Below are 19,578 nucleotides of genomic sequence, written 5' to 3' on the forward strand. Positions count from 1 at the left end.
CCCATACCGCGCAAGCCCCCTCGCTCGGGAGCCTGCCGCGGGTGGTGGCGTCAGGCGAGCAGGCTCATCTTGTAGGGGGTGGTCTTCGACGTGCTGGACGACTTGCTCGCATCCTCCGCCGCCCACTGCTTCAGCCGGGCCTCGCGCTCGCGCATGATCTTGTCGAACGGGCGTTCCTCGGTCGATTCGGGCGTCTTGGCGACCTTCTGGATGAAGTTCAGCTGATAGGGGATTTCGCCGACCACATTCTTCGGCGGGACGATCACCAGCTCGTACTGGCCGGGCTCGACCTTGAAGCTGGGCTTCTTCAGCATGTCCTCGCCCGCCTTCGTCGGGTCCATCGTGTCGCCGGAGGCCACGACCTTGCCCTCCTTGCTCATGAGGGCCCAGCGCGTGTAGGGCAGGGACATGTTGCCGACGAACTCGCCGCCCTGGGCGACGGTCAGCGTGTGCTTCTGGACGCCGCTGTCGTTGCCGACGACGGCGCGGGCGATGCCCTTCATCTGGGCACCGGTCCCCACCATCATGATGTTCTGGCGTTCGGTGATGTCCAGCGTGTATTCGCGGTCGTTCACCCCGCGGACGGCCTGGGAGATGACCGCGGTGTAGGTGCCGGGGCCGAGCTTGGCGCTGGTCTCCGCCGCCTCGTTCTTCGCCTTGGCCTCGGCGACGACCTTATTGTTCTGGTCGACGATCTTGATGTTGGTGTTGATGTCGGCGATTTTGAAATTGAATTCGCCGGTCTTCGACACCGTGAACTGGCGGTAGTCGGTGGATGCGAGGTTGGAGTCCAACTCGTTGGTGATGCCGCGGAACTGGAACCAGTTCATCGTCGAGGCATTCGGAATTGCGACGCCCATGGTGGCCTCCCCCGCTGGTCCTATGCCGTCAGCTCCGCATCGTCGGGCGGCCGTGCCGCAAGCCGTGCCATCGCCTGAAACGGCGGAGCCGCGCCGGCCGAAACTCCCGGCGCCGACAGGTTAGATTACTAAAATCCAATCTTTTTGTCAAAGCGCCGCCCGATGCGCGGGCCGGGCACAAAGACCGGACACGTCCCACTCTACAGCAGGATGCGCGACGGTGCAATATTCGCCGCCCGGTTGCGCGGGACAGCACCCGGGACGCCCCCTCCCGCGCCGGTGAACGGGCGCGGGAGGGGGGACCGGTTTACTCCAGCCCTTCGAACAGGGCGGTGGAGAGGTAGCGCTCGGCGAAGGACGGCAGGATGACGACGATCAGCTTGCCCTCGTTCTCCGGACGGGAGCCGATCTCCAGCGCCGCGGCCAGCGCAGCGCCCGAGGAGATGCCCACCGGGATGCCTTCCAGCTTCGCCACCTTGCGGGCCGTCTCGAAGGCGCGCTGGTTGGAGATGCGGACGACCTCGTCGATCAGGTCCTTCTTCAGGACGTCCGGCACGAAGCCGGCGCCGATGCCCTGGATCTTGTGCGGGCCGGGCATGCCGCCGGACAGGACGGGGCTGTCCTCCGGCTCCACCGCGATGGTGCGGAAGCCCGGCTTGCGGGCCTTCAGGACCTCCGACACGCCGGTCAGCGTGCCGCCGGTGCCGACGCCGGAAATCAGGAAGTCGGCCTTGCCGTCGGTGTCCTTCCAGATCTCCTCCGCCGTGGTGTTGCGGTGGATCTCCGGGTTGGCGGCGTTCTTGAACTGCTGGAGCATGTAGGCGTTCGGATCGGTGGCGACGATCTCGTCGGCCCGGCGGATGGCGCCCTTCATGCCCTCCGCCGCCGGGGTCAGCACCAGCTCGGCGCCCAGCAGCTTCAGCATCTTGCGGCGCTCGACCGACATGCTTTCCGGCATGGTCAGGATCAGCCGGTAGCCCTTGGCGGCGGCGACGAAGGCCAGCGCGATGCCGGTGTTGCCCGACGTCGGCTCGACCAGGGTGGTGCGGCCGGGCTCGATGGTGCCGGCGCGCTCCGCCGCGTCGATCATCGCGAAGCCGATGCGGTCCTTCACGCTGGCCAGCGGGTTGAAGAACTCCAGCTTGCCGACGATCTGGGCCTTGGCCCCGGCGTCTTCGGCCAGCCGGTTGACCCGCACCAGCGGCGTGGCGCCGACGGTGTCGAGAATGCTGTCGTAGATCTTACCGCGAAACTCGGAACCCGGCATTTTTCACTCCTCCGGTGTGTGGTATTTTCCCACTTTCTACATCATGTGTAGAATTTAACCGTTTTCCGGGTGGGATTAAATCGTAAAATCGATGCGGTCTTCGGTCTCGCTCTCGACGCCGGCGGTGCGGGCGCGCAGGCAGAGATCCTCGATGGTGATGTCGTCGAGCTTCTTCATGCATTCCTCCTGAAGTTCGTTCCACAGCGGGCGCACCACCTTGTGCCCCAGGATGGAGCCGGCCGGCTCCTCGATGGGGTCGGTCGCGGTTTCCATGGAGCGGACGACCTTCACGATCTCGCCCAGCGTGATCCGCCGGCGCTCGCGGGCCAGCCGGTAGCCGCCGCGCGGCCCGCGCACGCCGGCCAGGACGCCGTCGCGGACGAGCTGCTGGAGAACCTGCTCCAGATAGCGCTTGGGAATGCCCTGGCGGCGGGTGATCTCGCCGGATTGCACGGGTTCGGTGCCGGCGTTGTAGGCGATGTCCAGCACCGCCTCGATCGCGAACATCAGCTTCTTGGAGATGCGGAGCATCAGTGCGACTCCTGCGCAGGGGAGGTCGAGACGAACTGGCCGGTGGAGCCGAAGCCCCCGGTGCCGCGGGCGCTGTCGGGCAGCGCGGCCGACTCGGCCCAGGCGGCGCGCTCGTAGCGGGCGATCACGAGCTGGGCGATGCGCTGCCCGCGCTCCACCGTGAAGGGCTGGTCGCCGTGGTTGATCAGGATCACCCCGACCTCGCCGCGGTAATCGGCGTCGATGGTGCCCGGGCTGTTCAGCACCGTGACCCCGTGCTTCAGCGCCAGGCCGGAGCGCGGGCGCACCTGCGCCTCGTACCCGTCGGGCAGGGCGAAGGCGACGCCCGTGGGGATCAGCGCACGGCGGCCCGGCTCCAGCACGACCGGTTCGGCCAGCGCGGCCAGCAGGTCCATGCCCGCCGCATGCTCCGTTGCGTAGGCCGGCAGGTCCAGCCCTGCGGCGTGGGCAAGCCGGACGATGGGAACGGGAATGGCGGGTGCCGGTGCGCTCACGGAATGGTCTCCTGGGGAACGGGGGCGGGGGTGGAGGGTGGATTGAAATGCCGGGCGATGGCCTCGGCCAGACGGGCGGCCACGGCGTCCTTGCCCATGGTGGGCCAGTCCTCCGCGCCGTCGGCACGGATCAGATGGACGGTGTTGTCGGCCCCGCCGAAGGTGGTGGTGCCCGGCGACACGTCGTTGGCGACGATCCAGTCGCAGCCCTTGCGCGCGCGCTTGGCGGTCGCGTAGTCCACCACGTTGCCGGTCTCCGCGGCGAAGCCGACGACGAGCGCCGGGCGCCGCGGCCCCGGCTGCGACAGGGTCGCCAGGATGTCGGGGTTCTCGGTCAGGGTCAGGCTCGGCGGGCCGCCGCCGTCCTTCTTCAGCTTGCGGTCCGACTCGCCGGCCACGCGCCAGTCGGCGACGGCGGCGGCGCAGACCGCGATGTCCGCGGGCAGGGCCGACTCGCAGGCCGCCAGCATCTCCCGCGCCGTCTCGATGGGGCGCACGGTGCAGCCGGGCGGGTCGGGCAGGCGGGTTGGGCCGGTGACCAGCGTCACGTCGGCGCCCAGCCGCCGCAGCGCCTCGGCGATGGCGTGGCCCTGCTTGCCGGAGGACCGGTTGGCGATGTAGCGCACCGGGTCGATGGGCTCGACCGTCGGGCCGCTGGTGACCAGGGCGCGCTTGCCGGCCAGCGGCTTGGGCGCGCCCAGCTCCTCGAAATGGGCGGCGATGGCCTGGACGATCTCCATCGGCTCGGCCATGCGCCCGAACCCGTACTCGCCGCAGGCCATCTCGCCCTTGTTCGGGCCGACCCGGCGGACGCCGCGCTTTTCCAGAAGCGCGAGGTTGTCCCGGGTCGCCGGATGCTCCCACATGCGGACGTTCATCGCCGGGGCGACGAGCACCGGCTTGTCGGTGGCCAGCAGCACGGTGGCGGCCAGATCGTCGGCCATGCCGGCGGCCATGCGGGCCAGCAGGTTGGCGGTGGCCGGGGCGACGACCAGCAGGTCGGCGTCGCGCGACAGCTGGATGTGCCCCATCTCCGATTCGTCGGTCAGAGACCACAAATCCTGGTAGACGGTGTCCTCGGTCAGCGCCTGCACGGACAGAGGCGTGACGAACTGCGCCCCCGCCCGGGTCAGGACCGCGCGCACGCGCACGCCCCGCTCCTTCAGGCGGCGGATCAGCTCCAGGCTCTTGTAGGCCGCGATGCCGCCCGCGATGACGAGCAGGATGCGCTTGCCGGACAGCACGGATGTTTCGGCCACGGGGGTCCGCCGCTCCTTGCTATGGATCGTGTGGGCGATGGATTTTGTAGAATTCAGATATTCCATCACGGCGCCGGGTACAAGCGTCCTTCGCTCATCCCCACAGCGATTCCGGTGTGAAATGCACATCCATGACAGGGGTGTGAAACCGCGGGCTTGATATTTCGTTGCGCAAGCGCATTCCAGGTCTTTCGTCCACGGCTCGTCATCGCGTAGAGTGCATTTTTAAGGATTTGCTGATAACCAGGGCAGTCCGAATGCTCTTTTCCGTATTTTCCATTTGAATTCAAACGGTCCATGCCCGCGCGCTCCACGCCCGTTCTGCTCGTCGAAGACACGCCGTCGCTGGCCCGTGTCTATGCGGAGTTCCTGAAGAAGGACTGCACCTCCGTCACCACGGTGGAGACGGGGGCCGCGGCGCTGGAGCAGCTTGCCGACGGCGTGCCGCGGATCGTGCTGCTGGACCTCCAGCTTCCCGACATGCACGGGATGGACGTGCTGAAGCGGATCAGCGCCCAGGCGCTGCCCTGCGCGGTCATCATCATCACCGCCCATGGGTCGGTCGGGGTGGCGGTGGAGGCGATGCGCTACGGCGCCTACGATTTCCTGGTGAAGCCCTTCTCGGCGGAGCGGCTGACCGTCACCGTGCGCAACGCCATGGAGCGGCTGCGCCTCGCCCAGCTCGTCGACAGCTTCGAGAAGGATCTGGGGCGCAGCCGCTATCACGGCTTCCTCGGCTCCTCACTGGCGATGCAGGCGGTCTACCGGATCATCGACAGCGCCGCCTCCTCCCGCGCGACGGTCTTCATCACCGGCGAGTCGGGCACCGGCAAGGAGGTCTGCGCCGAGGCCATCCACCGGCAGAGCCCGCGGGCCGACCGGCCCTTCATCGCCATCAACTGCGGGGCCATCCCCAAGGACCTGATGGAGAGCGAGATCTTCGGCCACATGAAGGGCTCCTTCACAGGGGCGGTGGCCGACCGCGAGGGTGCCGCGGCGCGGGCCAACGGCGGCACCCTGTTTCTCGACGAGATCTGCGAGCTGGCGCCCGACCTTCAGACCAAGCTGCTGCGCTTCATCCAGACCGGCACCTTCACCCCGGTCGGCGGCAGCCGGCTGGAGAAGGTCGACCTGCGCATCATCTGCGCGACCAACCGCGACCCCCTGCGCGAGGTCGAGGAGGGGCGATTCCGCGAGGATCTCTATTACCGGCTGCACGTCATCCCCATCCACCTGCCGCCGCTCCGCGAGCGCGAGGACGACGTGCTGGAGATCTGCCGCCAGTTCCTGACCGATTACGCGCGGGAGGAGGGCAAGGGCTTCGTCCGCTTCTCCCCGGCGGCGGAGCAGGCGTTGCGCACCTATCACTGGCCGGGCAACGTGCGGCAGGTGCAGAACGTGGTGCGCAACATCGTGGTCCTGCACGACGGCGACACCGTGACGCCGGCCATGCTGCCGGCCCCGCTCGGCGCCCCGGCGGGGACCGCCGCTCCGCCTGCGGTCAACGGCGGAAACGGGCATGGCAGTGCGCATGGCAGTGGGCACGGTGGCGGCCATGCCAACGCCCAAGGCTCCGCGGCCCAGGCGCCGTCCCCGAAGACGGTGAAGCCGCTGTGGGAGGTGGAGCGCGACGCCATCGAGGAGGCCATCGCCGCCTGCGACGGCAACATCCCCCGCGCCGCGGCTCTGCTGGAGATCAGCGCCTCGACCATCTACCGCAAACGCCTCGCCTGGCAGGCCGAAGGGAAGCTCTGAGTCCCGGTCCTTCCGGGAGTCCCATTCGCCCGCTCCGTCCCACACCTCTGGTCCTGCCGAAGCATAGGCTTCGTGTGCGTTCAATTCACGCAAGACCATCGAAAGTCTTGCCGTGCCGGGACCTGCCGCCATCGGCTTATTTCCAAATGACCAGCTCGGCCACATTGGGCATATGCCGTGAAGCCGCCTTGCCGGTTCCGGTGCCATCCGGCTAGCCTCCCCTCGCGTTGCTTTGCTTGCGCTTCCGCGTGGCGCCACGGCGGATCGCCGCACATGACCGCCGCACCCTTCATCGTCCTTCGCCGGCCCCTTGCGCCCCGCGGCGCGGACCGGCGGCGGGCCCCCGACCGAGGAGCAGGAGTTCGCCTTATGACCACCGGCACCGTCAAATGGTTCAACACCACCAAGGGTTATGGCTTCATCGCGCCGGAGGCTGGCGCCAAGGACGTGTTCGTGCACATCACGGCCGTGCAGAAGTCGGGCCTTCACGCCCTGTCCGAGGGCCAGCGCGTCCAGTTCGAGGTCGCGCGCGGCAACAACGGCAAGGATGCCGCGGTCAACATCAGCGTCATGGAGTGAAGCGACGTCATGAGGTGACATAGCCGCGGAGCCGGTAGGCCTCCACGGCTTCCCGGGTGAGGCGGGGGATGTCGCGGCACAGCGACGTCACCTCGCTTACCGCGTTGCTCCGGCAGGCCAGCTCCAGCGCCCGGGCGGCCGCCGACAGGTTGCGGGCGCCGAAGGTCCCCGCGGTGCTCTTCAGCGTGTGGGCCTCCTTCGCCAGCCCGGCGAGATCGGCCGGGCCTCCCCCCGCCGCTTCCGCCCCGCCGCGGGCGATCCTCTCAGCCCGCTCCAGCGTCTCCTCCACGAACTGGCGGATGACGTCGGCCAGAAGCTCAGCGTCGAGATCCTGGGCGAGCTGCTGCAGGACCTCCATGTCCAAAACGCCCTTCTCCGGCACGCCCATATCCACGACGCCCGCCAGGGTCGGGGCGGAGCCGTCCGAGGATGCGGCGGGCGTGGCGTTCTCGGCCGGGGGAGCGTCCAGCCAGCGGGCCACCGTCTCCAGCAGATGCAGACGGTCGATGGGCTTGGCGACGTGCCCGTTCATCCCGGCGGCCAGACAACGTTCGCGGTCGCTGTCCATGGCGTCGGCGGTCATGGCGATGATCGGGACGGTGCCGGCCGGCGGCGGCAGGCCGCGCAGCCGACGGGTGGCGGTCAGCCCGTCCATCTCCGGCATGGCGAGGTCCATCAGGATCAGCCCGTAGGGCGACGGGCCGGCCGCCGCAGCCTCCACCGCCTCCAGCGCTTCCCGCCCGTTGTTGGCGATGTCGACTTGATGGCCGGCGCCGCGCAGCAGCAGGGCGGCGACCATCTGGTTGGTCGGGCTGTCCTCGACCAGGAGAATCCGCGGGCCCGTTCCGTCGGCGGATGGCATGGCCGCGCTTTGCGGACGCGGCTCCGCGGCGGGCGGTGCCTCCGTCGCGCTCCGCCCGGTCACGGCGGCGAGCAGGCGCGACGGCCGGGCCGGCTTCGTCACCGTGGCGTCGGCGCCGTTGCCATCCCCCCCCACGGCCCGGTGCGGCAGGGCGAGACGGACGATCCGCCCCACTCCCTGCGCACGCAGCCGGTCGGGCAGCGAGCCGGTGACTGGAGCCTCCACGCTGCCGATCACCGCGGTGTCGGCGACGGGCAGGGTGCCGGCATCCAGCCCGGCGACCATCGCCACCACGTCCGGCGCGCTGACCGTGGCCCCCCAGGAGCGGAGCTGTTCGGCCAGAGCCCGCCGGGCGACGGGATTGGATTCCAGAAGCAGGACCGTTTGCCCGGCCAGCGGCGGCTCGGTGCCGGCGGCCCGCAGCGTTCCGGGCTCCAGCGGCAGGGTGAACCAGAAGCGGCTGCCCTGGCCGGGGGCGCTGTCGAAGCCGATGCTTCCCCCCATCATCTCCACCAGCCGCTTGGAGATCGCCAGACCCAGCCCGGCGCCGTCGTGGCGGCGCGACAGGCGGGGGTGCACCTGGGAAAATTCGGTGAAGAGGTCGGCGTGCGCGTTCTGCGGAATGCCGATGCCGGTGTCGGCCACCTCGAAGCGCAGGCGCGGTGGCGCGTGGCCGTCACCGCCCAGTTCCGACAGGGCAACGGCGACGCCGCCATGGTCGGTGAACTTCACGGCGTTGCCGACGAGGTTCAGCAGGACCTGCCGCACCCGGCCCGAGTCGCCGCGCAGCGTCGTCGGCAGGCCGCCGGGGATGCAGATGGCCAGCTCGATCCCTTTGGCGAAGGCGCGGGCGGCCTGCAGCTCGGCCACGCTCTCCACCACCTCGGCGGGGGAGAAGTGGCCCGATTCCAAGGTCAGCTTTCCGGCCTCCATCTTGGAGATGTCCAGGATGTCGTTCAGCATGGACAGGAGCGCCTCCGCCGACTCGCGGGCGGTGCGGGCGTAGGTGCGCTGCTCCTCCCCCAGCGGACCGTCCAGCAGCAGCCCCAGCATGCCCAGAACGCCGTTCATCGGGGTGCGGATCTCGTGGCTGATGGTGCGCAGGAACTCCGACTTGGCGCGGCTCGCCAGCTCCGCCTGCTCCTTGGCGAGGCGGAGCTGCGCCTCCGTGCGGCGGTGGTCGGTGATGTCGCGGAAGGACACCATCGCCATCGTCCGCCCGCGGTAGGGCACGTAGCGGGTCTCACCCTGCACCGTCAGCCTTTCGCCGTTGCGGCGCAGGCAGACGGTTTCGAAGGGGGTCTCGTCGCGGGCGCGGATGCGCTGCCAGGAGAGGTCGCGGTCCTCCGGCGCCATCAGCGCGGTGATGGACTGCCCCGTCAGCTCGTCCGGCGTGTAGCCGAGGATGGCGGCGGCGGCCCGGTTGGCGTCGGCGATCACCCCCTGCTCATGCACCAGGATGCCGTCCATGGCGGCGTCCGACAGTTTGCGGAAGCGGTCCTCGCTCTCGCGCAGGGCCTGTTCCACCCGGCGGTGCTCGGTGATGTCCGTGTAGGTCATCAGGACCGAGCGGTCGGGCAGAAAGCTGGCGGTGATCTCCAGCACCCGGCCGTCGGGGCGTGTGCGCTCGATCCGGCTGACGCCTTCGGGTCGGAGGTTGGTCAGGTGGCGGGCGACGATCTCCGCCGGATCTCCGGGGCCGAACTCGCCGCGCTCGGCCAGGAAGCGCAGGAATCCGGGCATGCTCAGGCCGGGATAGGCCGCCTCGTCCGGCAGGTCCAGCATCTCCCGCAGGCGCCGGTTGCAGGTCAGGAAATGGCCGTCCGCGCTCCACACCACGAGGCCCTGCGACATGGCGCTGAAGGTGGCCTCCAGCAGGTCGGACTTGTGGGCCAGTTCCTGCTCGCGCCGCTTCAGCTCGCTGATGTCGGTGCGCAGCCCGACATAGCCGCCGTCGCTGGTCCGCCGCTCCTCGATCTTGAACCAGCGCCCGTCGCCGATCCGCTTCACCCGCGGCCCCTGCGGGTTGCGGTGCCGCTCCATCTGCCGCTCGACCCAGCGCTCGACGTCGCCGGGGCCGCAGTCGGGGTAATGGCCGGCGGCGGCGCCGCGGCGGATCAGCGACTCGAAGGTGATGCCGGGCTCCAGCGGCCCCAGCGGGGCGTAGATCTCGCGGAAGCGGGCGTTGCACTGGACCAGCCGGTCGTCGGCGTCGAACAGCGCGAAGCCCTCGTTGACGACCTCGATGGCCTCGGACAGGCGGCGGTGGGCGTCCGCCGCGCGGGTGTCGGCGGCGCGGGCCTCCGCCTGGGCGCGCCGGGTGGCCTCCCGTTCGCGCAGCACCGCCAGGGCCGTCACCACGCCGGCCAGCCCGATCCCGAAAAAGGGCCAGATCAGCTCGTCCGTCCCATGCTCCAGAAGATGCTGCAGCGTGTGCAGCGCGCTCGCCATCAGGAGCAGAAACGCGACCAGGGTGAGCCAGCTCCAACGGCGCAGCCAGTGGTGGGGGAACGGCATTCGGCGCTCCGCATGGGACGAGGCGGAAACGTTACGGCTTTTGCGCCTCCGGAGCAATGAAGCCAGGGGCGTTGCGCAGCCGGCCGACGGCGCGGCGCCGGCCCAGCAGGCCGTGGCGCGGCCCGAACAGGACGGCCAGCGCCAGGATCAGGCCGGACGCCACGGCGATCATCCCCGCCGCGTTCAGCGAGTGGGAAGCCCCCAGCAGCATCGGACCGAAGGCCGCCGCGCCATAGCCGGCCAGCGCCGCCAGCACCCCCAGCGCGACGCTGAGCAGAATCTGCGCGGCCAGCCGGTCGGTCAGCAGGCGCGCCGCGGCGGGCGGGGCGATCAGCATGGCGATGACCAGGATGGAACCCACCGCCTCGAAGGCGGCGATGGCGGTGGCTGCCACCAGGAGTACGACCCCGTAATGGAACAGCCCCGCCGGGATGCCCAGCGTGGAGGCGAGCGCCGGGTCGAAGGTGGTGATCTTCAGCTCCTTATAGAACAGCCCGACCAGAGCGACGCAGAGCGCGAAGACCGCGGCCAGCGTCAGCACCTCCCGCGGCAGGGCGGCCCACACCGCGGGATCGGTCAGCGATGCCCAGCCCTTGGGGGCCAGCCACAGGATGGTCTCCAACTGGCCGTAGAGCACGCAGTCGGCGTCGAGATCGACGCCGCCGGCCGACGCCTGCTCGATCATCACCACGCCGGCGGCGAACATCACGGTGAAGACGACGCCCATGGCGGCGCCGGATTCCAGCCGGCCCAGCCGCCGCACCGCCTCGATCAGCAGGCCGGCCAGCGCCGCCGCGGCCAGCGCGCCGAGCATCATCGGCAGCGTCTCCCGCGTGCCGGCGACCAGGAAGCCGCCGACGATGCCGGGCAGGATGGCGTGGCTGACCGCGTCGCCCATCATCCCCTGGCGCCGCAGCACCAGGAAATTGCCGACCAGCGCGCAGGCGGCGCAGGCCAGCACGGCGGCGAGCAGGGCGGGGGCGTCGATCTGAAGGAATTCTTGGACGTCGGGCATCATGACGAAGCGCTCCGCTCCTCCAGCAGCCGGACCATGTCGCCGGGCAGGACCGAGTCGATGGGGTCGACGCCCCAGTTGGCGTGGGCGGGCAGCAGGGCGGGGTAGTCGGCCAGGAACCGCTCCCACAGCCGGCGGTCGCGCGCCGCCGCGCGTGCGGCGGCCTGCCCGGCGGGGGTCAGGGCTCCGTTGCGGGTGTGGCCGCGCAGGCGCAACCAGAGCGCCAGGGGGCCTTCCACCGGCCGACCGTCCAGAAGGTCGGTCAGGGCCCGCCGCTCCGCGAAGCTCAGGCGCAGCCGCCCCTGGCGGAGCGCGGCGGCGACCAGCCCGCGCGCCGGCGCGAACAGGAAGCTGAGCAGGAAGAATCCCCCGGCGACGAGCACGATCACCGCCCCGGCCGGCAGCTTGGGCAGCAGGGCCGACAGGGTGGCGCCGAGCCAGCCGGACAGCGCGCCGATCACCGCCGCGGCGACGGTCAGAGCGGGCAGCCGGTCGGTCCAGAAGCGTGCCGCGGCGGGCGGGATGATGAGAAGCGCCACCACCAGGATCAGCCCCACCGTCTGGAGCCCGATCACCGTCACGAAGGTCGCCAGCCCCATCAGCACGAGGTCGAGCGCCCCGACCGGCCAGCCCTGCACGGCGGCGAAGCCGGGATCGAAGGCCAGCACCCGCAATTCCTTGAACAACAGGGCGACGGCCAGCGCCGCCCCGGCGGCCAGCAGGCCGATGGCGATGGCCTCGCCCTGCGCCATGGCGGCGGTCTGGCCCAGGATGAAGGTCTTCAGCCCGGCCTGTCCGCCCAACTCCAGGTTCTGGATGACGCTGAGCAGCACGACGCCCAGCCCGAAGAAGACCGACAGCACCGCGCCGATCGCCGAATCCTCGGTCAGCCGGGTGAAGCGGGACAGCGCCTGGACGGTCAGCAGACCGACCACCCCGCTGGCCACCGCCCCGGCCAGCAGCAGGGGCAGCGAGCGTTCCGGCAGGCCAAGCGCCGCCCCGACCAGGAAGGCGACGGCGATTCCGGGCAGGGTGGCGTGGCTCAGCGCGTCGCTGACCAGGGCGCGGCGGCGCAGCAGCAGGAAGGTGCCGACCGTTCCGCCGGCCAGCCCCAGCGCGGCGGTTCCGGCGACCACCACGGCGCTGTTGAAGCCGGACTGGAAGGTCAGGATGCGCAGGGCCTCCTCAATTGTGGTGGCGATCATGACGCCTCCGCCGCCGCGGGGGCGGGCATCGGCCGTCCGCCGTAGGTGCGGGACAGCAGGTCGGGGGTCATCACCCGGCCGACCGGCCCCTGGGCGACCACGCGGGTGTTGAGCAGCAGCGCGTGGTCGAAATAGTCGCTGACCGTCTGGAGGTCGTGGTGGACGCAGATCACCGTCCGCCCGGCGGCGTCAAGGTCGCGCAGCACCTGGAGCACCGCGCGCTCCGTCGCGGCGTCCACCCCGGCGAAGGGCTCGTCCATGAAATAGAGCTGCGCCTCCTGGGCCAGCGCGCGGGCCAGGAAGACGCGCTGCTGCTGGCCGCCGGACAGTTGCCCGATCTGGCGCTTGGCGAAGTCGGCCATGCCCACCCGCTCCAGCGCGTGCAGGGCCGCCTCCTTGTGGGCGCGGGTGACCGGGCGGAACCAGCCGATCTTCCCGTAGCGGCCCATCGCCACCACGTCGAGCGCCGAGACGGGGAAGTCCCAGTCCACGCTTTCCCGCTGCGGCACATAGCCGATCAGGCGGCGCTGCCTGGCGATCGGGCGCCCGAACACCTCGACCGTGCCCGACACGATCGGGACCAGCCCGAGGCACGCCTTGATCAGGGTCGATTTGCCGGCCCCGTTCGGTCCGACCACGGCGATCAGCCCGCCCGAGGGCGCGGCGTAGTCGACGTTCCACAGCACCGGCCGGCGGTGGTAGGCGACGGTCAGGCCGCGGATCTCCAGGGGCGGCGGCCCGATGGGCGAGGCCTCTTCGGGGGCGGTGCGGCTGCCGGGGGTGCGCCAGAGATACTGCATGGTCCGTTCCTCCTCCGCCGCGTCAGCGCTGCGCCAGGGCGAGCTTGCCCTGGAAGCCGTCGGCCGGCGCCTCGCCGCCCAGCGCGCGGGCGATGGTCGTCACATTGTGGTCGATCATGCCGATGTAGGTGCCTTCGTAGCTGCCCGGCGCGCCCATGGCGTCGGAGTACAGGGCGCCGCCCAGGGTCACCCGATGCCCGCGCGCTTCCGCCCCTTCGACCAGGGCGCGGACGTTGCGGTCGGACACGCTGGTTTCCGGGAAGACCGCCGGCACGCCGCGGTCGGCCAGCAGCGCGGCCAGTTCCTCGATGATTCGAAGACCGGCTTCCGATTCCGTGCTGATCCCCTGGATGCCGCGCACCTCGATCCCGTAGGCGCGGCCCAGATAGTTGAAGGCGTCGTGGGCGGTCACCAGCACGCGGGCCTTTTCCGGGATGGAGGACAGGATGCGCCGGGCGTACGCGTCGAGCCGCGCCAGTTCCGCCCCGTACGCGTCGGCGTTGCGGGCGTACGCCTCCGCCCCCGCGGGGTCGAGCCTCGCCAGCCCGTCGCGGATGGCCGGCAGGGTGCTGGCCCAGATCCCCACATCCATCCAGATGTGCGGGTCGTGGGCGCCCTCGAACTCCGGCGGGCTGAGCAGCCGCTCCTTCGGCGCGGCGTCGCCCAGCGCCACCACCGGCTTGCCGGACTCGCGCAGCCGGTCGAAGGCGGCGATCATCTTGCCTTCCAGATGCAGGCCGCTGATGAACACCGCGTCGGCCCGCAGCAGCTTCACCGTGTCGGAGCGGGTGGGCTTGAACAGGTGCGGATCGACGCCTTCGCCCATCAGCGCCTCCACCTCCGCCCGGTCGCCGGCCACCGCCCGCACGAGGTCGGCGACCATGCCCGTGGTGGCGACGATATGGGGCCGTCCACCCTCGGCCCGTGCCGCTCCCGGCAGGAGGAGAGCGGCGGCCAAGCCGATCGCGGCGATAAACTTCATCAGGCTCTTCGTCGTGAAGGTATTTGAACATATGTTCATATTCATTGGTCCCGACAAAGATCGGCAAGGATAGGGCAGGCGAACCAAGTAAACGGGGCGGAATGCATTTGCGTTCCATGAATATATGAAGCGCTTCTCCGGCCTTGCAAGGCGGCTCGTGATGATCCGTGTCTTACCGAACGGGATGGAGTGCGCTACAGTGGCGGGATGATCGTGCTCTTTACGGATTTCGGGTTGTCCGGCCCCTACACCGGGCAGATGAAGGCGGTGCTGGCGCGGATGGCGCCGGGCCTGCCGGTCATCGACCTGTTCGCCGACGCCCCCGCCTTCGACCCGCAGCTGTCGGCCTATCTGCTGGCCGCCTACGCTCCGGAATTCCCGGCGGACAGCGTCTTCCTCTGCGTGGTGGACCCCGGCGTCGGGACCGACCGCCGCCCGCTGGTGGTTGAGGCCGACGGGCGCCGCTTCGTCGGGCCGGACAACGGCCTGTTCGAGCTGGTGCGGCGGCGGGCCGGGTCGGTGCGGGCCTGGACCATCGGCTGGCGGCCCGAGCGGCTGTCGGCCAGCTTCCACGGGCGGGACCTGTTCGCTCCGGTGGCGGCCAGCCTCGCCATGGGGAACCCGGTCGCCCTGGAGCCCGTCGCCCCGGCCAGCCTCGCGCGGCCCGATTGGCCGGACGATCTGGCGCGGATCGTCTATGTGGACGTCTACGGCAACGCCATGACCGGCCTGCGCGCCGACCGGCTGCCGGAGAACGCCGTGCTGCGGGCGGCCGGGCGCACGGTGCGCCGGGGCCGGACCTTCGCCGACGTTCCGGTGGGGGAGGCGCTGTGGTACGCGAACTCCAGCGGCCTGGCGGAGATCGCCGTCAACCAGGGCCGCGCCGACCGTGATGCTGGGCTTGTGGCGGGGATGCCGGTGGAGGTCGTCCTATAGCCCGTCCAGGCAGTGGTCGAGCAGCGTCAGGTCCACCGGGCGGGCCAGCACGGTGACCGGGCTGTTGCCCGGCTGGGCGTCCGGCGCGCTGGCGGTCAGGATGATCCGGGTGTGCGGGTAGAGCATGCAAGCCAGCGCCGCGGCCCGGTCCCCCTCGTCCTCCAGCCGGCGGCGGCGCAGCAGGGCGACGGCGGGACCCTCCGCCCCGATGAGGCTCAGCGCCTCGAAGCCGCCGGACACCGTGGACACGGTGAAGCCGCGAACGGCCAGATGACGGGCCAGTTCGTCCCGCTGGCCGGGATCGTCGTCCGCCACGACGGCGTGGCGCCCTCCCTGGCCGGGCGGGCGGATGTCGGCGTCGATGGAAAAGCCGGTCGTCATGGAGGTGTCACCACGGGCTTCCCTGAACCTCGGGGGTTTGTGAGCCACGCGGATTCCGGTTGCAAATCCCCGCGGGCGGCACGCGCCGTCCGGTCAACGGATCTTGACGACGGTGGGGCGGTCGACGATCGACAGCATCGGCAGGTCGCTGGGCCGGTTGCCGTAGCCCCAGGTCTCGCCGAAGGGGCCGTTGGCGGCGATCCAACCGCGCACCCGCTCCAGCTTGTCCAGCCGGACGCAGTTGCCGGTGCAAAGCCGCCCGGTCAGGGTGTTGTCCTCCACCTCCATCCCGGTGGCGAGCAGGTCGTCGACCCCCAGCCCGCGCAGCAGCGCCGGCATGTAGACGTCGAGCGCTCCGGTGGCGACGACCACGCGGCGCCCCTCGCGCCGGTGCATCTTCAGGGTTTCGACCAGCGGGGCGTGCCAGCGGATGCGGTGGACCAGCCGTTCCGCCGCGGCCAGCGCGTCGGCCACCGGAACGCCGCGCAGCGTCCGGCGCAGCAGGATGGTCTTGACCGAACCCGGAAAATCCACTCCCGGTCCGCGCCCGCGCGCGTGGCGGTGCAGGCCCGAGCGCAAGGCGTCCAGAAAGGCCAGCCGGGCGCGGTTGCGCCCGATGACCTCGCCGATGAACATCAGCAGGCTGTCGCCGTGGATCAGCGTCCCGTCGAAGTCGAAGAAGGCCACCCCCGGCGCGATGGAGGCCAGAGGACCGATGCCATTCGTGGTGGGGCCCCCGGTGGAGGGACCGGAGGCGATGGCGTCGAAAACGGGAGTGGCGCTGGTCTGCATGCGCCCTTATCCGGCGGAACGCGCTGCGTCACAAGTCAAATGCGTTGCGGAGGATCGTCCGCGGCATCTTTAGTGCAGCGACGGGCTGGGGGAATCGTCCGCGTCCTCCGCCTCGATCAGCAGCTCGCCCGCGGCGATGTCTCCGGCGCATTCCTCCAGCCCGGCCTTGACGGCGATGAGGAGGTTGATGATCTCGCCGTTGTCCTGCTCCAGGATGCGCAGGCGCTCCTCCAGCTTGTCCAGACGGCGGGTGACGCTGTCGGTCAGCCGGTCGAGGCGGGCGAGAACCGGGTCGTTGTTCGTATCGTCCATGGCGGCGGTTGGTCCGTCGATGATTCGTGTGCGTTCCTGAAGCTAGGACCACGCAACGCCTCTGGACAGACCCGCGCCCGGCGCAACCCGCAATTGATGGGATTATCGTCCGGATGGTGCCCGACGAGTCCAAAGGACTCAGGGACGGGCACGCCCGAGCGTTATTCCCCCTCCGACGTGGTGGTGCGGCGGCGCAGTGGAACACCATACAATTCGAGCCTATGGCCGAGCAGTTCATAGCCAAGTTCGCGGGCTATGACTTCCTTCAGCCGTTCGAGATCTTCATTTTGGAACTCCACCACCTTTCCGGATTCGAGATCGATCAGGTGATGATGGTGCTCCGACCCGGCTTCCTCATAGCGGGCGCGGCCGTCGCCGAAGTCCAGCCGGTCGATGACGTTCGCATCCTCGAACAGGCGCATCGTCCGGTAGACGGTGGCGATGGAGATGCGCGGGTCGATGGAGGAGGCCCGGCGGTGCACCTCTTCCACGTCGGGGTGGTCGGCGGCCTCCGACAGCACGCGCGAGATCACGCGGCGCTGGTCGGTCATCTTCAGCCCTTTCTCGATGCAGAGCTGTTCGAGGCGCGAAGGCATGGAAGTCCCCTTGTTGTCGTCTCATTGGCGCGCGTGACCCGGCCCGTATGGCCCCGGCCGCGCGTTGGCCGCCGTCCCTCCCCGGCACGGCCACCCGAAAGCCCGAGCACCATACTGTGATTCGGAACCATTCACAAACGCCGACGTTTGGTGTCGGCTTACGGAAAGGGCGCGCGCCATGATGACCCTGGACATCCACCACACCACCGTCTACCGCTACGCCAACCCGGTGACCTTCGGCGACCATCGCCTGATGTTCCGGCCCCGCGACAGCCACGATCTGCGGCTGATCGAAACGGGTCTGGTGATCAGTCCGCCGCCGGCCTCCGTCCGCTGGCTCCATGACGTCTTCGGCAACTCCATCGCGGTGGCGAGCTTCGACCAGCCGGCGACGGAGCTGCGCTTCGAAAGCCACATCCGGGTCGATCACTACCCCATGGGCGAGTTGGAATTCCCGATCGAGGACTACGCGCGCTCCTATCCCTTCAGCTATTCCGCGGAGGAGGTGCCGGATCTGGCGCTGACCACCCAGCGGCACTACCCGGATCCCGATCATCTGGTGGACGAGTGGGCCCGGCAGTTCGTGACGCTGGGCGAGGGCGGGCCGCCCGACACGCAGGAGATGCTGGTGTCGATGACCCGCGCCATCAAGGAGACCTTCACCTATCAGGCCCGCGACCTGGAGGGTACCCAGAGCCCGGTGGACACCCTGACGTGGAAGAGCGGCTCCTGCCGCGACTTCGCGCTTCTGATGATGGAGGCGGTGCGATCGCTGGGCTTCGCGGCGCGCTTCGTGTCCGGCTACCTCTACGATCCCGCGCGGGACGGGCAGGAGGGTGCGATGACCGGCGGCGGGGCGACCCACGCCTGGGTCGAGATCTACCTGCCGGGCTGCGGCTGGGTGGAGTTCGACCCGACCAACGGCATCGTCGGCGGCAAGAACCTGATCCGCGTCGCCGTCGCCCGCGACCCGTCGCAAGCGGTGCCGCTCGGCGGCTCCTGGACCGGGGCGCCGGCGGATTTCCTCGGCATGACGGTGGATGTGCAGGTCACCGCGACCGGCGGGGCGGGTGCCGGAAACGCCCCGCAAAACCCGATGCCGGCGGCTGGCACCGCCTGATACGGCAACCAATTGCAAACGAACGTCTGACAGAATGGAGGGTCCGGGGCTGCTTCGGTTCCGGACCGACCGTCCCATCCGACAGACGAGGCTGCGTCACCCCGTGCTCGATTCCGATCCGACCAGTCCCGCCCCCAGCGGCACGCCGGAAGCGGAGGCCGCTCCTCTGGTGGCGGCCCTGCTGGCCGTCTATGAGCCGCCCGCCGGGCCGGATTCGCCCTGCCGCGCTCTGCGGGACCGGCTTGCCGCCCAACCCGGCCTGCCGGCGCTCGCCGTGACGGCGGAGGACGGGCGCGTTCTGGGACTGGTGGACCGTCTGACACTGGCGGGTCTGGCCGATCCGGAGACTCCGGCGCGGACGGTGATGGACACGGCGCCGCTGCTGGTCGATGCCAGCCTTCCACTCTGCGAGGTCGCGCGGCGGATCATGCAGGACAAGCCCGGCGCCTTGGCCTCCGGCTTCGTCGTGCTGGAGAACGGGCGTTACCTTGGCATCGGTTCGGGGCTGGACCTGCTGGCGCGGACGGACGAGCAGATCATCCAGCGGACCCGCCAACTCGACGAGGCCCGCCGCGTCGCGGAGCGCGCCGACCGGGCCAAGACCGCCTTCTTCGCCTGCATGAGCCACGAGATCCGCACCCCGCTGAACGCCATGATGGGCTTCGCGGAACTTCTGGAGAAAGAGGTCCTGGGGCCGATCTCCAACCCGCTCTACCGCGACTACGCCCGCGACATCGCGGAAAGCGGCCGCTACCTGATGGACCTGATCAACGACCTGCTCGACCTGTCGAAGGCCGAGGCCGGGCGGCTGGAACTGACCGAATCCGCGGTGGATGTGCTGCGCGTCGCCGTGGGCAGCGCCCGCCTGCTCTCCGACCGCGCCGCGCGGGCCGGGGTCGGCATCGACACGGACCTGCCGCCCGATCTGCCGCCGCTGCGCGCCGACGAGCGCAAAGTGCGGCAGATGCTGTTGAACCTCTTGTCCAACGCCGTGAAGTTCACGCCGCCCGACGGGGTGGTCACGCTGTCCGGCCGCGTGGCGGCGGACGGGACGCTGTGCCTGTCGGTGCACGACACCGGCATCGGCATGACCGCCGACGAGCTGGAAAAGGCGCTGGAGCCCTGGGGCCAGATCGACAGCGCGCTGGGCCGCAACCACATCGGCACCGGCCTGGGCCTGCCGCTGACCAAGCGGCTGGTGGAACTTCACGGCGGCCGGCTGGACATCGACACCGCCCCCGACCGCGGCACCACCATGACGCTGGTATTCCCGGCCGAACGGGTGGGCGGGTAGCGTTGCCCCCACCCCGGCCCT

General features: G+C 70.1%; 19 protein-coding genes. 5 read left to right on the forward strand and 14 right to left on the reverse strand.

What is annotated here, in order from left to right:
• Positions 1 to 50: 50 nt before the first annotated feature.
• The 5 genes from H0B54_RS00195 to coaBC all read right to left on the reverse strand — a co-directional run bounded on the left by H0B54_RS00195 (position 51) and on the right by coaBC (position 4,411).
• Positions 51 to 860: a hypothetical protein gene (locus H0B54_RS00195; RefSeq protein WP_188258791.1), complete on the reverse strand. Its 810-nt coding sequence runs from the start codon at positions 858 to 860 to the stop codon at positions 51 to 53.
• A gap of 307 nt (positions 861 to 1,167) precedes the next feature.
• Complete coding sequence (cysK, locus tag H0B54_RS00200) at positions 1,168 to 2,127, reverse strand: cysteine synthase A (protein ID WP_035669937.1); 960 nt, start codon at positions 2,125 to 2,127, stop codon at positions 1,168 to 1,170.
• Between the two features lie 75 nt (positions 2,128 to 2,202).
• Complete coding sequence (locus H0B54_RS00205) at positions 2,203 to 2,658, reverse strand: RrF2 family transcriptional regulator (protein WP_014238770.1); 456 nt, start codon at positions 2,656 to 2,658, stop codon at positions 2,203 to 2,205.
• On the reverse strand, positions 2,658 to 3,152 hold the full coding sequence (gene dut, locus H0B54_RS00210) for a dUTP diphosphatase (protein WP_188258792.1): 495 nt from the start codon (positions 3,150 to 3,152) through the stop codon (positions 2,658 to 2,660). Before dut ends, H0B54_RS00205 begins: the two co-directional genes overlap by 1 nt.
• Positions 3,149 to 4,411 carry a bifunctional phosphopantothenoylcysteine decarboxylase/phosphopantothenate--cysteine ligase CoaBC gene (coaBC, locus tag H0B54_RS00215; RefSeq protein WP_094301685.1) on the reverse strand — a complete coding sequence of 421 codons (1,263 nt, stop codon included), beginning with the start codon at positions 4,409 to 4,411 and terminating at the stop codon, positions 3,149 to 3,151. The genes dut and coaBC overlap by 4 nt, the downstream gene beginning before the upstream one ends.
• A gap of 297 nt (positions 4,412 to 4,708) precedes the next feature.
• Here coaBC and H0B54_RS00220 point away from each other — a divergent pair, with 297 nt between their 5' ends.
• A complete protein-coding gene (locus tag H0B54_RS00220; protein ID WP_188258793.1) occupies positions 4,709 to 6,166 on the forward strand; it encodes a sigma-54-dependent transcriptional regulator in 1,458 nt (485 codons plus the stop codon).
• A gap of 369 nt (positions 6,167 to 6,535) precedes the next feature.
• On the forward strand, positions 6,536 to 6,745 hold the full coding sequence (locus tag H0B54_RS00225) for a cold-shock protein (protein ID WP_094301501.1): 210 nt from the start codon (positions 6,536 to 6,538) through the stop codon (positions 6,743 to 6,745).
• Between the two features lie 7 nt (positions 6,746 to 6,752).
• Here H0B54_RS00225 and H0B54_RS00230 read toward each other — a convergent pair whose 3' ends face one another.
• The 5 genes from H0B54_RS00230 to H0B54_RS00250 are packed head-to-tail and all read right to left on the reverse strand — an operon-like array spanning position 6,753 to position 14,126.
• Positions 6,753 to 10,124: a PAS-domain containing protein gene (locus tag H0B54_RS00230; RefSeq protein WP_188258794.1), complete on the reverse strand. Its 3,372-nt coding sequence runs from the start codon at positions 10,122 to 10,124 to the stop codon at positions 6,753 to 6,755.
• Between the two features lie 31 nt (positions 10,125 to 10,155).
• The gene (locus tag H0B54_RS00235) at positions 10,156 to 11,142 is read right to left on the reverse strand and encodes a metal ABC transporter permease (protein ID WP_094301503.1); all 987 of its coding nucleotides are present in this window, start codon (positions 11,140 to 11,142) and stop codon (positions 10,156 to 10,158) included.
• Positions 11,139 to 12,344: a metal ABC transporter permease gene (locus H0B54_RS00240; protein WP_188258795.1), complete on the reverse strand. Its 1,206-nt coding sequence runs from the start codon at positions 12,342 to 12,344 to the stop codon at positions 11,139 to 11,141. Before H0B54_RS00240 ends, H0B54_RS00235 begins: the two co-directional genes overlap by 4 nt.
• Positions 12,341 to 13,144: a metal ABC transporter ATP-binding protein gene (locus tag H0B54_RS00245; RefSeq protein WP_246472178.1), complete on the reverse strand. Its 804-nt coding sequence runs from the start codon at positions 13,142 to 13,144 to the stop codon at positions 12,341 to 12,343. The genes H0B54_RS00240 and H0B54_RS00245 overlap by 4 nt, the downstream gene beginning before the upstream one ends.
• 22 nt (positions 13,145 to 13,166) lie before the next feature.
• Positions 13,167 to 14,126, reverse strand: coding sequence for a metal ABC transporter solute-binding protein, Zn/Mn family (locus H0B54_RS00250; RefSeq protein WP_188258796.1), 960 nt, complete (start codon positions 14,124 to 14,126; stop codon positions 13,167 to 13,169).
• 207 nt (positions 14,127 to 14,333) lie between these two features.
• On the opposite strand from H0B54_RS00250, the gene H0B54_RS00255 reads away from it, so the two are divergent.
• Positions 14,334 to 15,062: an SAM hydrolase/SAM-dependent halogenase family protein gene (locus H0B54_RS00255; protein WP_188259172.1), complete on the forward strand. Its 729-nt coding sequence runs from the start codon at positions 14,334 to 14,336 to the stop codon at positions 15,060 to 15,062.
• On the opposite strand, the gene H0B54_RS00260 is transcribed toward H0B54_RS00255, so the two are convergent.
• From H0B54_RS00260 to H0B54_RS00275, 4 genes are all read right to left on the reverse strand, one after another.
• On the reverse strand, positions 15,057 to 15,443 hold the full coding sequence (locus H0B54_RS00260) for a response regulator (RefSeq protein ID WP_188258797.1): 387 nt from the start codon (positions 15,441 to 15,443) through the stop codon (positions 15,057 to 15,059). The two genes, H0B54_RS00255 and H0B54_RS00260, sit on opposite strands and share 6 nt — an antisense overlap.
• 93 nt (positions 15,444 to 15,536) lie before the next feature.
• Positions 15,537 to 16,235, reverse strand: coding sequence for an HAD family hydrolase (locus H0B54_RS00265; protein WP_188258798.1), 699 nt, complete (start codon positions 16,233 to 16,235; stop codon positions 15,537 to 15,539).
• Between the two features lie 69 nt (positions 16,236 to 16,304).
• Positions 16,305 to 16,547, reverse strand: a complete 243-nt coding sequence (locus H0B54_RS00270) for a hypothetical protein (protein WP_094301509.1) — start codon at positions 16,545 to 16,547, stop codon at positions 16,305 to 16,307.
• Positions 16,548 to 16,708: 161 nt separating this feature from the next.
• Entirely contained in the window at positions 16,709 to 17,143 is a 435-nt protein-coding gene (locus H0B54_RS00275; protein WP_014238753.1) for a Fur family transcriptional regulator, read from the reverse strand.
• A 178-nt stretch (positions 17,144 to 17,321) separates the two neighbouring features.
• On the opposite strand from H0B54_RS00275, the gene H0B54_RS00280 reads away from it, so the two are divergent.
• Together H0B54_RS00280 and H0B54_RS00285 are read left to right on the forward strand one after the other, a co-directional pair.
• The gene (locus tag H0B54_RS00280) at positions 17,322 to 18,263 is read left to right on the forward strand and encodes a transglutaminase family protein (RefSeq protein WP_188258799.1); all 942 of its coding nucleotides are present in this window, start codon (positions 17,322 to 17,324) and stop codon (positions 18,261 to 18,263) included.
• A gap of 103 nt (positions 18,264 to 18,366) precedes the next feature.
• Positions 18,367 to 19,557, forward strand: a complete 1,191-nt coding sequence (locus tag H0B54_RS00285; protein ID WP_188258800.1) for an ATP-binding protein — start codon at positions 18,367 to 18,369, stop codon at positions 19,555 to 19,557.
• The last annotated feature ends 21 nt before the right edge of the window (positions 19,558 to 19,578 follow it).

It is taken from the genome of Azospirillum tabaci, assembly GCF_014596085.1.
Taxonomy (GTDB): Bacteria; Pseudomonadota; Alphaproteobacteria; order Azospirillales; family Azospirillaceae; genus Azospirillum; species Azospirillum tabaci.